The organism is Nonomuraea jabiensis (assembly GCF_014204795.1).
Taxonomy (GTDB): Bacteria; Actinomycetota; Actinomycetes; order Streptosporangiales; family Streptosporangiaceae; genus Nonomuraea; species Nonomuraea jabiensis.
Genome location: NZ_JACHMB010000001.1, coordinates 3957429 through 3970612 on the forward strand (window position 1 = coordinate 3957429; position 13184 = coordinate 3970612).

At 70.1% G+C, this 13184-nt stretch carries 16 protein-coding genes; 10 read left to right on the forward strand and 6 right to left on the reverse strand.

All coding sequences use genetic code 11. From position 1 onward, the window contains the following. Positions 1-65: 65 nt before the first annotated feature. The 5 genes from HD596_RS18130 to HD596_RS18150 all read left to right on the forward strand — a co-directional run bounded on the left by HD596_RS18130 (position 66) and on the right by HD596_RS18150 (position 4299). The gene (locus HD596_RS18130) at positions 66-542 is read left to right on the forward strand and encodes a hypothetical protein (RefSeq protein WP_185070454.1); all 477 of its coding nucleotides are present in this window, start codon (positions 66-68) and stop codon (positions 540-542) included. Positions 543-747: 205 nt separating this feature from the next. Beyond that, complete coding sequence (locus HD596_RS18135) at positions 748-1143, forward strand: hypothetical protein (protein WP_221519385.1); 396 nt, start codon at positions 748-750, stop codon at positions 1141-1143. A 756-nt stretch (positions 1144-1899) separates the two neighbouring features. Beyond that, the gene (locus HD596_RS18140; protein WP_185070455.1) at positions 1900-2301 is read left to right on the forward strand and encodes a hypothetical protein; all 402 of its coding nucleotides are present in this window, start codon (positions 1900-1902) and stop codon (positions 2299-2301) included. Positions 2302-2370: 69 nt separating this feature from the next. Then, entirely contained in the window at positions 2371-3030 is a 660-nt protein-coding gene (locus HD596_RS18145) for a GNAT family N-acetyltransferase (protein ID WP_185070456.1), read from the forward strand. A gap of 138 nt (positions 3031-3168) precedes the next feature. After that, positions 3169-4299, forward strand: a complete 1131-nt coding sequence (locus HD596_RS18150) for an NAD(P)/FAD-dependent oxidoreductase (protein ID WP_185070457.1) — start codon at positions 3169-3171, stop codon at positions 4297-4299. 15 nt (positions 4300-4314) lie between these two features. Here HD596_RS18150 and HD596_RS18155 read toward each other — a convergent pair whose 3' ends face one another. Continuing rightward, positions 4315-5370, reverse strand: a complete 1056-nt coding sequence (locus HD596_RS18155; protein ID WP_185070458.1) for a WD40 repeat domain-containing protein — start codon at positions 5368-5370, stop codon at positions 4315-4317. Positions 5371-5462: 92 nt separating this feature from the next. Then, complete coding sequence (locus HD596_RS18160) at positions 5463-5729, reverse strand: hypothetical protein (protein WP_185079464.1); 267 nt, start codon at positions 5727-5729, stop codon at positions 5463-5465. A 19-nt stretch (positions 5730-5748) separates the two neighbouring features. Between HD596_RS18160 and HD596_RS18165 the strand changes: the two genes are divergently transcribed. Then, the gene (locus tag HD596_RS18165; RefSeq protein WP_246556418.1) at positions 5749-6492 is read left to right on the forward strand and encodes an AraC family transcriptional regulator; all 744 of its coding nucleotides are present in this window, start codon (positions 5749-5751) and stop codon (positions 6490-6492) included. Continuing rightward, complete coding sequence (locus HD596_RS18170) at positions 6489-7157, forward strand: class I SAM-dependent DNA methyltransferase (protein ID WP_185070459.1); 669 nt, start codon at positions 6489-6491, stop codon at positions 7155-7157. The genes HD596_RS18165 and HD596_RS18170 overlap by 4 nt, the downstream gene beginning before the upstream one ends. A 113-nt stretch (positions 7158-7270) precedes the next feature. Here HD596_RS18170 and HD596_RS18175 read toward each other — a convergent pair whose 3' ends face one another. Further along, positions 7271-8578, reverse strand: a complete 1308-nt coding sequence (locus HD596_RS18175) for a sensor histidine kinase (protein ID WP_221519387.1) — start codon at positions 8576-8578, stop codon at positions 7271-7273. Positions 8579-8807: 229 nt separating this feature from the next. On the opposite strand from HD596_RS18175, the gene HD596_RS18180 reads away from it, so the two are divergent. Then, the gene (locus tag HD596_RS18180; protein ID WP_185070462.1) at positions 8808-9632 is read left to right on the forward strand and encodes a helix-turn-helix transcriptional regulator; all 825 of its coding nucleotides are present in this window, start codon (positions 8808-8810) and stop codon (positions 9630-9632) included. 186 nt (positions 9633-9818) lie between these two features. Here the strand turns inward: HD596_RS18180 and HD596_RS18185 are convergent, their stop codons facing one another. Then, the gene (locus tag HD596_RS18185; RefSeq protein WP_185070465.1) at positions 9819-10412 is read right to left on the reverse strand and encodes a dihydrofolate reductase family protein; all 594 of its coding nucleotides are present in this window, start codon (positions 10410-10412) and stop codon (positions 9819-9821) included. Positions 10413-10501: 89 nt separating this feature from the next. Between HD596_RS18185 and HD596_RS18190 the strand changes: the two genes are divergently transcribed. Next, positions 10502-10954, forward strand: coding sequence for a winged helix-turn-helix transcriptional regulator (locus HD596_RS18190; RefSeq protein ID WP_185070467.1), 453 nt, complete (start codon positions 10502-10504; stop codon positions 10952-10954). A gap of 25 nt (positions 10955-10979) precedes the next feature. After that, entirely contained in the window at positions 10980-11579 is a 600-nt protein-coding gene (locus HD596_RS18195) for a chloramphenicol phosphotransferase CPT family protein (protein WP_185070469.1), read from the forward strand. Here HD596_RS18195 and HD596_RS18200 read toward each other — a convergent pair. Beyond that, on the reverse strand, positions 11564-12286 hold the full coding sequence (locus tag HD596_RS18200; protein ID WP_185070471.1) for a phytanoyl-CoA dioxygenase family protein: 723 nt from the start codon (positions 12284-12286) through the stop codon (positions 11564-11566). The genes HD596_RS18195 and HD596_RS18200 overlap by 16 nt on opposite strands. Positions 12287-12296: 10 nt before the next feature. Beyond that, positions 12297-13163 (reverse strand): alpha/beta fold hydrolase, encoded by an 867-nt coding sequence (locus tag HD596_RS18205; protein ID WP_185070473.1) that lies wholly within the window; start codon positions 13161-13163, stop codon positions 12297-12299. Between the last annotated feature and the right edge of the window lie 21 nt (positions 13164-13184).

The window sequence follows — 13184 nt, forward strand, 5'->3', positions numbered from 1 at the left end:
TGCCTGCGCAGGGCCTAGCGCGCCACGCGGTAGCGGAGGTAGACGAGGCCCGGGCGTGGGCACGGATGGGGCAGGGAACCGAGACCAGGGCCGCGCTCAACCGGATTCACCGGATGGTCTCTCCCCTGCCCATGCCGGACCGGCCAGAGCGCCACTTCCGATACGACCCCGCCAAGAGCGAGGCCTACACCGCGACGACGCTTTCGTGGCTGGGCGATCCCGCGGCGGTGGGCTACGCACGGCAGGTACTCGCACGGCTGGAGTCCACCGAGGACGGCGGGCCGCGTCCCCGTAGAGCCGCCTCCGCCCGTCTCGATCTGGCACTGGCACTGCTCGCCACGGACGATCCGGGAGAGGCCGGCCACGTCACCCTCCAAGCGGTCATGAGCGGCCTGCTCGCGCCCTCGAACTACTGGCGGGCCATCCAGGTCATCGCGGGCGTCGAGGAGCACGGCCTCGCCGAAGCCGTCGAACTACGCGAGGCCTACCGGGAGTTGTACGGTCGGTCGTCGAAGTCGGGGCGACCACAGCCCAGCGCCTGAACGCGGCCTCGCCGTCGAGCAAGGACACGTGCATTGCATGGCCGTGACGATCGCCGACTTCGGTACCGCCTCTCGGCTGGGGCGATCGGCTGCTGCGGACCGGACGCGTCGGTCCTTGCCACCGATTGTCGGGCATCATACGGGGTGTGTGAGTACGGTGGCCAAGATCGCCCGGGACTGAGACTAGAGCAAGGTAGCCGATGCCATGGATCTTGCGGGTCTGGCGCACAAGCGCCTGATCGAAGTGATAGTCGCCCAGTTCGTGCATAAAACCGACGCCCCTGAAGTCATCGATGTGTGGCTGCGCTTTGAGTCGGGAACTATTGGCGTCGAAGTCGCCGCCGATTGGTCGTTTCGGATCGAGCCATGCGAACCAGGACAGAGCTACGTGATGGAAGAGCTTGGCAGCCGCGTCGATGTGATCTCCGCTCCGGATGACGTTCCCTTTGTGCGGCACATTGGCGAACGGCTCATACGCGTTGTCGAGCGGTTCGGCGGCGGGGTGGACGGGACCGAGCGTGTGGGAGCGGAGTTCGTGTTCGACTCGGGGGCTGTGGTCGCAGAGAGCTTCGGCGGCGACCTGCGGATGAGCAGCGGCTGATTCAGGATGGAGACAACCACTCAGGTTGTGTTTCTGGAGCCTCGATCGTCTTGCGATACAAGGGTGGATTTGCTGCTGTACAGCAACGCTGTCTTACCCGGCCGGATGCTGACTCTTCACGACCGCCACTTGAGCAGAACGGACGCGCCACAGCAGGTCAGGGGTTCGATTCCCCTCGTCGGCACCTGGGCGGTGGATCGGGAGGAGTGGGGAGTCTGGCTTTTCTTCGTTCTCCCCGCGACGCTTCTCACGGGGGTACGGCCGAGGGTGCCCGTCGGTGACCGAGTTCCGAGTTGCAGTTCGGGTGATCCGCCGACTTCCAAGACACCACTGCCGCGTCAGTGCCCTGACGCGTTGCCGTACGGCTCACCAAGAAGGTACGCGGGCGGGCTTGCCAGCGGATCACCACAACGAGTATGGGAAGCTCACGCGGGCACAAGCAAGCCTGTTTCCGGGAGCCAGTCGGAGATCGCCGCCGGCAAGGCGAGCGTTGTGCCGGTCGAGCGGCGGGCGGGCTTCGGGGGCTCGGGATCTGGTCTGCACGTTCATGGTCACGCTGAATTGCGAATGCTGCGTGTCCAAGGTCAGGCCGCGAAATTCGTCACCGTGCAGGGCATGGGTTCAAGCTTTGCCCGCTGGGCGTCCGGGCAGGCCGGATGGGGTTGTGGCTTTTCCGGGGTGGTCACGCCCGGCCGTTCTCGCGCGCCATCGAACGGGGCAGGGCCATGAGGAAAGTGCTGTGCATCAGAATGGGTGGTGACGAACATCGTCAAAGCGCGCCGGATGCCGGGCACCCTCAAAGTGGCTCAGTTCATCATCACGCTGGAAGTGGCTTTTGGGCTGGTGGGCCTGGCGATCACACTGGCTGCCTTTTTCTCCACCTTCCAGTGGGGCATGCTGACTGCCCTGATCTACGCCGCGGGAAGCGCCGCCCTTCTCGGGTGGCTGTTGAGCCGATGGTCGAGTCGCCGAACGTACTTACGGTGGGTAATCATCGCCGCGCACCTGTTGTTGGTCGGTGCCGCCATTCTCGACCTGGCACTCTTCTCCACAGTGACGTGGAATGCGGTGTTCGGCTCTCACATACTCGCTTGGGCGGTCATCGTCCTGCTCTTTCTGCCTGCGGCCGGGCGCTGGTTCAGCGAGTCCCGCGCCTGATGGGGTGGCGGGCCCAACGCCTGCTCGTCCAGCCGGCACGCTCCCCGCGGGGTGGGAAGGAGGTCGATCGTGAGTGAAGAGTTGGCGGAGTTGTGGCCGCTGTTCGCACTGCGCGTGAAGACACCGCGCCTGGAACTGGCCGTCCCCGACAACCGCGATCTACTGAACCTGGCCCGGGCGTCGGGCGACATTCAGCCCTCCGGCGAGGGTGAGCCCCGCTACCAGAAGGCGTACCTTTACGAGCCGTCTCCCGGCAGGGAACGGCAGCTCCTGCAACGCCACTGGCGGGCCCTGGCCCATTGGCGGCCGGCGAGCTGGGATCTGCACCTGGCGATTCGCCTTGACGGCCTGGCGATCGGCGTGCAGAACATCTGGGCGACCGACTTCACGACGGTCCGGTCCGTGGAGACCGGGTCGTGGATCGCTCGGGAGCATCAGGGCAAGGGGTACGGGACCGAGTCCAGGGCCGCCGTGCTGGAGCTGGCGTTCGCCCACCTGCGCGCTCTGGAGGCGTACACCTCCTTCGTCGAGGGCAACTCCGCCTCGGAGAGGGTCTCCAGGAAGCTTGGGTACGTCTACAACGGGCGGCGGGTCTACAGCCGGAACGGCGTGCGCGCCGTGGAGCACGGCATGCTGCTGGAAGCCTCCCGCTGGGCTCCCCGCAGGAGCGCCGGGATCTCCGTCGAGGGCATCACTCCTGCCTGTCTGGAGCTGTTCGGGGCAGAATAGGCGCTCGCCGATGAGGGCGGTGGATGGTCGGGTCTACAGCCGCCTCGGTCGCGCGGGTGTGGTGACGGTGTAGAGGTACTGGGTGGGTCGCGTGCAGATGGCCCCGCGGGTGAGGGATGACCCCTAGCGTCGCTGGATATGCGGACAGTGGATGTACTGGTCGTGGGGGCGGGGCTGGCCGGTCTGCGGACGGCTCGGCTGCTCGCGCTGCGAGAACTCGATGTGATGGTGGTCGACCGCCGCAGGTCGCTGTCGGCGGGCATCCGTACGACCGGGATCTTCGTGCGTCGTACCCTGGAGGACTTCGACCTGCCGGACGAGCTGCTCGGCCCGGGTGTCCGGGACGTGCTGCTGTATCCGCCGTCGCGGCGGGCGCCGATCCGGCTGACCAGTGAGCGGGACGAGTACCGCGTGGCCGACATGGCGGCCGTCTACGAGGACGCGCGCCGGGCGGCGGAGTCGGCTGGGGCACGGGTCTTCATGGGCGTACGGTATGTCGGCGCGTCGATGGGACTGGTGCAGTTCGCGGGGGCGGAGCCGGTGCGGGCCCGGTTCATCGTCGGCGCGGACGGTGCTCGCTCACGGGTCGCGCGCGATCTCGGTCTTGATGTCAACCGGCGCTTTCTCGTCGGTGCCGAGATCGTCCATCCGGTCGCGTCGGGCACGACCACCCCGGCGTTCCATTGCGTGCTGGACCCTCGGGTCGCTCCGGGGTACCTGGGGTGGGTCATCGACGACGGCCGGCATGCGCATGTCGGCGTCGCGGGGTACCCGGGCGCGATGCGCAGCGGCGTCCGTCACCTGCTGGACGCCTTTGCCGCGGACGCGCCCGGCCGGGCGGCGCCGACCGGGCCGGTCGAGCGCCGTGGCGGTCCGATCCCGGTCGGCGGTGTGCTGCGGCGGCTGGCGTGCCCCGCCGGGTTGCTCGTCGGAGACGCGGCGGGCGCGGTCTCGCCGCTGACGGCCGGCGGGTTGGACCCGTGCTTACGCATGTCCGAACTGGCCGCGGCGGTCGCCGCCGGGTACCTGCGTACGGGCGATCAGCGCATGTTGAGCCTGTACGACGGGGGCGCGCTGCGGAGCCGGTTCCGCGGCCGGCTGCTGTTGCGCCGGGTGTTCGCTGGGATCCGATCCCGCGCCGCGGCCGAGGCGGCGGTGGCCGTGCTGCGTGGTCGTGCCGGTCGTGCCGTGGCGGCGCGGATCCTGTTCGGCGATGGGTCGTTCCCGGGGGTCAATCCACAGCTTGTGGACGCGATGAGGCCGGTCTGAGGGAACGGCATATGACTATTTCAGGGCGCTGAAGTGCGGGTAGATCGCGGAGTTCCTGCCGAGCTTGAGCAGGGTCTCGGTGACGCGGCCCTTGAGGTCCATGATCCCGATGCCGGCCGCGGTGGAGATGAGCAGGTGCTTCTCGTCGTACCAGCCGAGGGTGGTGGGACGCGCGCCCGCGACGACGGGAAGTCTCGTCACGGCCTTGCCGGTCGCCGCGTCCCACACGCAGGCGGCCTTCTCCAGCGGCAGGCAGGCGGTGACGAACCGCTTGCCGGAGGGGGAGAAGACGCCGCGCCCGTCACCGCCCGGCCTGCCGCGCACCTCGTATTCCTTGGCGGCTTCGCCCTGCAGGTCGTACAGGCGGACGGTCGTGCTGCCGAGCCTGCCGTGTCTGACCAGGAAGCGGGTGCCGTCCTGGTTCCACTCGAAACCGCCGACGGTGACCAGCGCCTTGTGGATCTTGATGAAGCGGGGCGCGAAGTCGGGCAGATCGAGGATCAGCACCCCTGCCGAGCGGTCGTCCTGCCGGGCCAGGCTGACGGTGAACAGCAGCTTCTTGCCGTCCGGCGACCATCGGGGCCAGCGCATCTGGGGATACCGGGTGCCGCCGTTCCCGGTGTCGGCGGGCGTGTACTCGGTGAGCTCGATGTCGAGGTCCTGGCTCTTGCCGGTCTTCCGGTCGGTGATCCGCAGGCGGTCCTTGCCCGGCTCTCCTGGGGACTCCAGGTGCGCGACCGTCCAGCGTCCGTCGGGGGAGACCGCCAGCTCCGCGTAGTCCGTCTTGACGAACCGCCGCCGGTCCGGCTGCCAGGCCCACAGCGTGAACGGGTTCCGCCGCGGCTGGAGGTCGGTGGTGCCGTAGGAGGTGAACTGGACAGGGCGGCCGTTCAGGTCGGCCACGACCACGGCCTGGCCCTTTCCGACCTGGCCGTCTCTCGTCCGTTCCGTTACGCCAGGTAACGGGCCTTTCGTCGGCTGGGCTGGGGGCGCGGCGGCCGAGGCTGTGGGGAGGGCGGTGGCGGCGAGTACGAGTGTGCTCACCAGGACGGACGCGAAACGGCCAAGCATGTGGTCTCTCCTGGCTGTCGGAAGCAGGGGGCGTACCGTGATCATGGTAGGGCCGCCCCGGCGCCCGCGATGGTGGCTTGCGGAGAATCTGATCAACAGCCGATCTCGTCGATGAGGGCGGCCAGCCGGCGAGGCTGGGACAGGAACGGAGAGTGACCGCCGACCAGCTTGCTCGCCGCCTGCTCGGCCTCCGCGTCGGGCAGGTCGCCGTAGAGAGAGGTACGCGGTTCGCCGGCGAGCGGGAACAGGCCGTCCGTGTCTTCGGGATCGAGGAGACCGTGGAGGGTGTACATCGACTGTCCCTTGTCCGGCATGTAGGAGCGGATCGATCTGGCCGAGGGCGACTGCTTCCTGCTCACCCAGCCACGCGCCTTCACCCTGGCCAGCGGTCCGGGGGTGCGGCCGGTCCCGGCCGGGCCGGTCTTCGCGGCGGCCACGGACGGCGTGGCCCGGGTGGGGACCGGCGAGGACGCGGTGTTCATCGGTGGCCGGTTCGACTTCGGCGAACGGGCCCGCGAGCTGCTGCTCGACGTGCTGCCGCCGGTGATCCACGTGCCCGGCCGCACCGCCGAGGCCGCGACCGTGCGCTGGGCGCTGGAGCAGATCGACGCCGAGCTGCGCGACCGGTCGCTCGCCTCGACGCTGGTCACCGAGCATCTCGCCCTGGTCATGCTGATCCACCTGCTGCGCCTGCACCTGGCCGGCGCCGGGCCGGGCGCGGTGTCCGGCTGGATGGCCGGGCTCACCGACCCGGTCGTGGCTCCGGCGCTGCGGGCCATGCACGCCCGGCCGGCTCACGCCTGGACGGTGGCCGAGCTGGCCGGGGCCGCGGCGGTGTCCCGGTCGACGCTCGCTGCCCGCTTCAAGCGGACCGTCGGGCAGAGCCCGCTGGACTACCTGACCGGCTGGCGGATCGAACTGGCCACCGACCGCCTGCGGCGCGGCGACGACACGGTGGCGATGATCGCCCGTAAGGTCGGCTACGGCTCGGAGAGCGCGCTGAGCAACGCGTTCAAGCGGGTCACCGGCGCGTCGCCGCGCGAGTACCGCCGCCGGATCAGCTCCGGGGGCGGCGGTCAGATCGCGAATGCCGCCGACGGGGGTTATCGTCCTCGGACATGACCGAGTCCGCCTACCTGCGTGCCACCCGAGTGGCCTACGACACCGTCGCCGCCGACTATGCCGAGTTGCTCCGGGACGAGCTCGACACCAAGCCGCTTGATCGCGCCATGCTGGCGGCGTTCGCCGAACACGTGCGGGCGCCGGAGGCCGGGGAGGTCGCCGACCTCGGCTGCGGCCCCGGCCGCGTCACCGCCCACCTGCGCTCTCTCGGGGTGAACGCTTTCGGCATCGACCTGTCGCCGGAGATGATCGCGGTCGCCCGCCGGACCTATCCGGAGCTGCGGTTCGAAGAGGGGTCGATGACCGCTCTGGACCTGGCGGACGGGGCTGTCGGTGGTGCCGTCGCGTGGTACTCGACCGTCCACACCCCGCCGGAGGTGTTGCCGACGGTGTTCGCCGAGATCCATCGGGTGCTGGCCCCGGGCGGCCATTTCCTGATCGCGTTCAAGGTCGGTGACGAGCGTCGCCATCTGCCCAGAGGCTACGGGCACGAGATCTCGCTCGATGTCTACTGGATGCCTCCTGAGCACATCGCCGGACTGCTGGGCGACGCCGGGCTGGTCGTGGACGCTCAGCTGATCCGCGAGCCGGACGAGAGCGAGCGGCCCCGGTCGGGCCGGCAAGCCTTCTTCCTGGCCCGCAAGCCCCGACAGCCCTGGCGGTAGCCCACCCCCGTGCTGCGGTCCTCCGGTCCGCCGGGGTGTCGGGACAGCCGACAGAACAGGCCCAGAGGGCGCATTACGCCGATCTGGAAGCCTGATCTTTCCAGGTGGGGTTCTCAGGCGACGGCGCTCATGCGTCCCGTCTGATCGACCGGAGGGGCGTCGAGACGCGGGAGCCGCAGGACGAAGCTGGCGCCGCGCGGCGCGTCCTCGGCCTTGAGCGTCCCGCCGTGACTCTGGGCGATGTCGCGGGAGATGGCCAGGCCAAGCCCGCTGCCGCCGGCGTCGCGGTGGCGGGCGTCGGCGAGGCGGGTGAACCGCTCGAACACCCGCTCGCGGTCGGCGGGCGCGATGCCGGCGCCGTCGTCCGCCACCGTCACCACGGCCTCGCCGTCCGAGGCTGTCACGAAGACGTCCACGGCGCTGCCGGCGTGCCGGATCGCGTTGCTCACCAGGTTGGCGAGCAGCCGGGCGAGCTGGATGTGGGACCCGCGGACCCAGACGTCCGAGGCCGCATGGACGCGTACGGGCACGCGGCCCGTGCGCGGGGCCTCCTGGCTCACCAGCCGCGCGAGGTCGATGAGCTCGGGCGGCGCCGGGTCGCCGGCCCCGAGCCGCGCGAGCGCCAGCAGGTCGCCGACGATGGCGTCGAGCCGGTCGGTGACCGACAGGGCCGAGCGGATGGTCTTGTGCGGATCGATCTCGCCGGGGTGGAGCAGCGCCCCCTCCAGTTGCGCCCGCAGGCCGGCGATCGGGTTCCTGAGCTCGTGCGATGTGGTGGAGGCGAACCTGCGCTGCTGCGCCACCGCCTCGTCGAGCCGGTCCAGGGTCTGGTTGGCGGTACGGACGAGCATGGCGACCTCGTCGTCGCCCGGCGGCACGGGGATGCTCAGGCTGAGGTCGCTGACGGTGATCTCGGCCAGGCGTGCGCGGATCGCCTCGACCGGCCGCAGCGTGCGGCCCACCGTTCTCCAGGAGGTCCAGGAGACGATCGTGAGGAGGACGAGGGCCGCCGCTGTGAGCGCGTACTCCAGCTTGTGGCCGCGCAGCAGGGCCGGCTCCCGGCGCTCCGCCAGCAGGACCTGGGCGTCGGCCGCCGTGGTGATCCGGATGGCCACCAGGAGGCGGCACCCGTCGCTTCGCCGCTGGACGCGGTCGTCGACGGGTGGTCGCAGCGTGCTCAGCGCCGAGCGTGCGGGGGCGGAGTGGCTGGCGGCGAGGACCCGGCCGCGCGGGTCGACCAGCTGAATGAGAGCCAGGTCGCCCGAGGTGGGTATCACCTTGGGGATCGTGCCGGCGCGGGCCGCCGCACTCCACCGGCTGGCGACCTGTTCGATCCGGTTGAAGGCGTCGTCCTGGACGCGGTAGCGGACGGCCAGTGATGAGGTGACGCCCACCACGGTCAGCGCAATCAGGGCGAGCAACGAAGCGGCCACGGTGCAGCGCGCTCGGATGGACCGGGGGCGAGGAAGCACGGTTATCGTCTCCTTTCCGTCACTGCGACGGTAAGGCGGGACGATGCTGAGGAGGGTGGGCGCGTGACACCCAGGAAATTCGCATACCTGGATGAATGCCGACGGATGCGGCGGTGCCGTCTCAGCCTGGTAGTGACACGCCCACCCTGGCACTCAAATCCCGACATATCGTACTTAAATGGACGGCACGAAGTTGTTGGGGGAGTTCCTGCGGGCGCGGAGAGAGGTCATGACTCCCGCGCAGGCGGGGCTCCTCGACGTGGGCCCGCGCCGGACCCCGGGGTTGCGGCGCGAGGAGGTGGCGATGCTGGCCCACGTCAGCACGGATTACTACATCCGCCTCGAACAGGGCAGGGAGCGCCACCCGTCCGAGCGCGTGCTCGGAGCCCTTGCCCAGGTGTTCGGGCTGACTCTCGAGGCCACGGCCCACATGCACGCGCTGGCCCATCCCATGCTCCAGCCCCGGCGGTCGCCGGCCCGGCGGGTCAGCCCCGCCCTGCGCACGCTGATCGGCGGCTGGCCCGTCACGCCCGCGCTGATCTGCGACGACCTCATGAACATCCTCGCCGCGAACTCCCTCGCCGACGCCTTGTACGGCGGGTTCGAGGACCGCGACAACCTGCTCCGCATGATCTTCCTGGATCCCGCGGCCCGCGAGTTCTATCCCGAGTGGGAGAAGTCGGCCCGTTCCAAGGTCGCCCACCTGCGCCTCGTCGCCGGGTCGCAGCTCGACGACCCCCGCCTGACCGAGCTCGTGGGGGAGCTGTCCGTCAAGAGCCCCGACTTCCGGAGGCTGTGGGCCCGCCACGATGTCTCACCCAAGGTGGCCGAGGTCAAGCGCATGTGCCACCGGGAGGTCGGGGAGCTGGAGCTGACCTGCGAGGTCTTCTCGGTGAACGGCTCCGACGGCCTGCAGCTCATCACTCTGCTGGCCCAGCCGGGCAGCCCTTCGGAGCAGGCGCTGAAACTGCTGGGCAGCCTCGCCGCGCCCGTCCGTGACTGAGGCCCCTCTTCAACGGCTGTCGTCCCGCATTGATCGTGGGGGGTAAGGCGCTGGAAGGATCTCGGCCGTCTCCGGGATGTTGTTGGGGTTGGCGCCGGAGTGGATGCTGCCCACCGTGAGCACGACCGGGGTGAGCGGGCTGACCTCGCGACAGGACCTCGGTCCGGTGGTGTGCGGTGACGAGGATCACCGGACCACCTCGTAGCGGAGGTGGGTGACGCCGGGCGCCGGTACGGCTTCGACCAGGCGCAGCCGTACGTGCTCGGGCAGCGACCGGAAGAACGGGCGGCCGCCGCCGAGCAGGACGGGCACCTGGTGGAGGATCACCTCGTCCACGAGCCCCGCCTGCAAGGCCGCGGTCGTGACGCCGCCGCCCATGAGGCCGACGTCCTTTCCGCCGGCGGCCTCGCGGGCCGCCGCGATCGCGTCCTCGATCCCGGTGGTGATCAGGGTCTGCCGCTCGGTCAGCTCGGGTGCCGGCCGATGGCTGAGGAGGAACGGCCGGGCCGCCGGGTGCGGGCTGCCGCCCCCGAAACGGTCGGAGTCCTCGTACGTGTTACGTCCCACCACGACAGCGCCCACGGATCCGGCGAGGGCGTCGAAGACGCGGGCGCTGGGCGCGCTCAGCTTGAAGCCGTCGAACACCTGGCTGGGGGTGTCGCCGTCGAAGTACCAGTCGAAGAGCGTCGTTCCGTCGCCGAGCCCGCGCCCTGAGCCGGGCTCGCGACCGGTGATGTAACCGTCGACCGACACCGCGTGGGCGCTGAGGACCTTGCTCATGGTGTGACTCCTTTTGAGTTCCTTCAAGAGACTCCACGACCATAACACCCAGAGTTTCTTCAGGGAACCCCAATTGGTAGACTGGTTCCATGCAACGCACGAGCTTCGCGGACATGGCCTGCTCCATCGCGCGCACCCTCGACGTGATCGGGGAGCCCTGGTCGCCGCTGATCCTGCGTGACGTCTGGGTTGGCATGAGCCGCTTCGACCAGATCCAGGCTGATCTGGGGATCTCCCGCAAGGTGCTGACCGAGCGGCTCAACCACCTCGTCGACCAGGGCGTGCTCGAGCGCCGTCCCTACGACAACCGGCCGCGCTACGAGTACCACCTGACGGTGAAGGGTGCCGAGCTGGTCGATCTGCTCATGGTCATGACCGCCTGGGGGGACAGGTGGCTCGCCGGCGAGGCCGGGCCGCCGGTGCTCTACCGCCATCACGCGTGCGGCGAGATCAGCAGTGTCGACCTGCGCTGCGCCCACTGCGGCGAGCCGATGCACGCCAGCGACATCGACCCGTTGCCGGGCCCTGGCGCGGCCATGTGATCAAGGCTTCTGCCATCGTGTGGGCATGGAACCCATCCCACCGGGCAGAGGCCCTGGACGCGTCATCATCCTCAACGGGGCCTCCAGCTCCGGGAAGTCGACCCTGGCCAAGGCGCTGCAGCGCTCGCTCGACGAGCCGTTTCTGTATGTCTCTTCCGACCAGTTCGTGGAGAGCGGCATGGTCCCGGAGCGGCGCGACCACGAAGGTCCCTTCTCGTGGTGGTACGAGATGCGGCCGCGCTTCTTCAAAGGCTTCCACCGGTGCCTGCCCGCGCTGGCGAGCGCGGGCAACGACCTCGTCGTGGAGCACATCATCGAGTTCCCGGCCTGGCGCGAAGAGCTGTCAGAGCTGCTGGCGGACTTCGACGTGTTCCTCGTCGGGGTGCACTGCGACCTCGCGGAGATCGACCGGAGAGAACGCGAGCGCGGGGACCGTCACCTCGGGGAGGGGCGCGGGCACGTCGAGGTCGACGGCATCCACACGTTCGGTCCGTACGACTACGAGGTGGACACCAGCCGGGGCGTCTCGGCCGCCCTTGTGCGGTCGGTGGTGACCGCCTGGCGATCGAGGGGCGCGCGGAGCGTGCTGACCTCGGGAGGGCATGTGCCTCACGAGATGGCCTGAGCCAGTGCGTTGCCCCCCTCCGGACTCACCGGTTCGGTCAGGAAGACGGGCGCCTGGGCCATGAACCTCGGCTCGTCGCCCCGGTGTTCGTCGGCGGCGTGGACGGTGAAGGGATGGACCAGGTAGATGTCGCCCGGCCGGCCCGTCGCGTAGGCGAGCGGACGGTGCGAACTGGCCGCGTCCACCAGCGGTCCGGCCTCGAACGGGTCCATCACGCGCCCCGCCAGCGCCGCGGCCGCGTCCCGGTGCGAGCCGACCCTGATCCGGGTCGGCGCGTCGTCGGGGCCGACCTCCGACAGCAGGACCAGCAGCAGCATCGTCTCCGGACGCCCGCTGCACAGGTAGCGGCCGTCCGGCTGGGCGGCATTGGCGTCGATGTGCCAGCCTCTGTCGTCGGCGGGTGGAAGGTGCGGGAACCGGATCGGCACATTGCCGAGCGAACCGCGCGGCACCCAGCCGCCGGCCCCGCAGAGCTCGTCGAGTGCCTCGGCGAGCCGGGGGCTCCGGATGAGCTCCCCGAACGGGCCCTCACCCGTGAGGTCCGCGGCCCACACCACCGGTTCCCTCCAGGCGCCCGGGTCCTGCGGTGACAGACCGGTCTGCCGCCACAGCAACGCCCTGGCGGCGTCGCCGACCTCGCGCGGGGAGGCCGCTTCCAGCTTGACGAACCCGTCGGCGACAAAACGGTCGATGTCAACGATGCTCATGCCTGGGACGCTAACAGCGCTGTCCATCCGTTTTTCGGGAGGCGGCGAGGAGCTGCCGGATCCGGTCCGCGACCAGCCGGGGCTGCTCGGCCGGGACGAAGTGCCCCGAGTCGACGTCCTCGTGGCGTCCGTCGGGCAGGGTCTCGGCGTAGCGGCGCTGGTGCTCGCGGATGGCGGCGTGCTGACGCTCCCGCCCCTTTTCCGCGCGGGTCGCCGACAGCACGATCGTCGGGCATTCCGGGAGCCGGGGCGGCCGGGCGCGGAACTGCGGGACGGCGGCGGCCACCGCCTGGATCTCCTTGCGGGTCTGGGAGGTCCCGGCGGGGGTGAAGTCCTCGGCGAGCATGACCCGGTAGGTGTCGGCGGAGAACAGGCGGCGGACGTTGCCGGTGAACAGCCGTGCCAGGGGAGGGAAGCGGCAGAGCGCCTGGGTCACCGCCAGCATGCGGTCGACCTTCTTGGTGGTCTCGTCCCAGTTGTCGTACACAGGTGAGGTCTCCGGCAGGACGTCGGCCAGCAGCAGGCCCCGCAGCCGAGGTCCCAGGCGCTCCGCGGCGCGGCGGGCGACCAGTCCGCCCATGCTGTGCGCGACGAGCACGAACTCGCCCGGGACGACGGCCTCGGCCATCGCGACCAGGTCGGCGGCCAGGTCATCGATGCTGAGCTGCCGGGTGACGCGGCCGCTGAGCGCGCGCCCGGCGCGGTCGTAGGCCACCAGCCGCGCCTCGGAGGCCAGCAGCGGCAGCACCGGATCCCAGAAGGTCCGGCCGCAGCCTCCGCCCGCCTCGAAGACCACCCAGTCCGGCCCCTGGCCGGACTCCTCGACATAGAGGCGCCGGCCGTTCACCGGCACCGCCCGCCCCGGTACGTCCCGCATGCCCGCTCCTCCCACCGTTTT

What these genes read in the sequence shown, in the direction of transcription:
- HD596_RS18130 (WP_185070454.1), top strand. Translation starts at nt 66, where the DNA reads ATGGGGCAGGGAACCGAGACCAGGGCCGCGCTCAACCGGATTCACCGG.
- HD596_RS18135 (WP_221519385.1), top strand. Translation starts at nt 748, where the DNA reads ATGGATCTTGCGGGTCTGGCGCACAAGCGCCTGATCGAAGTGATAGTC.
- HD596_RS18150 (WP_185070457.1), top strand. Translation starts at nt 3,169, where the DNA reads ATGCGGACAGTGGATGTACTGGTCGTGGGGGCGGGGCTGGCCGGTCTG.
- HD596_RS18155 (WP_185070458.1), bottom strand. Translation starts at nt 5,370, where the DNA reads ATGCTTGGCCGTTTCGCGTCCGTCCTGGTGAGCACACTCGTACTCGCC.
- HD596_RS18170 (WP_185070459.1), top strand. Translation starts at nt 6,489, where the DNA reads ATGACCGAGTCCGCCTACCTGCGTGCCACCCGAGTGGCCTACGACACC.
- HD596_RS18180 (WP_185070462.1), top strand. Translation starts at nt 8,808, where the DNA reads ATGGACGGCACGAAGTTGTTGGGGGAGTTCCTGCGGGCGCGGAGAGAG.
- HD596_RS18185 (WP_185070465.1), bottom strand. Translation starts at nt 10,412, where the DNA reads ATGAGCAAGGTCCTCAGCGCCCACGCGGTGTCGGTCGACGGTTACATC.
- HD596_RS18190 (WP_185070467.1), top strand. Translation starts at nt 10,502, where the DNA reads ATGCAACGCACGAGCTTCGCGGACATGGCCTGCTCCATCGCGCGCACC.
- HD596_RS18195 (WP_185070469.1), top strand. Translation starts at nt 10,980, where the DNA reads ATGGAACCCATCCCACCGGGCAGAGGCCCTGGACGCGTCATCATCCTC.
- HD596_RS18200 (WP_185070471.1), bottom strand. Translation starts at nt 12,286, where the DNA reads ATGAGCATCGTTGACATCGACCGTTTTGTCGCCGACGGGTTCGTCAAG.
- HD596_RS18205 (WP_185070473.1), bottom strand. Translation starts at nt 13,163, where the DNA reads ATGCGGGACGTACCGGGGCGGGCGGTGCCGGTGAACGGCCGGCGCCTC.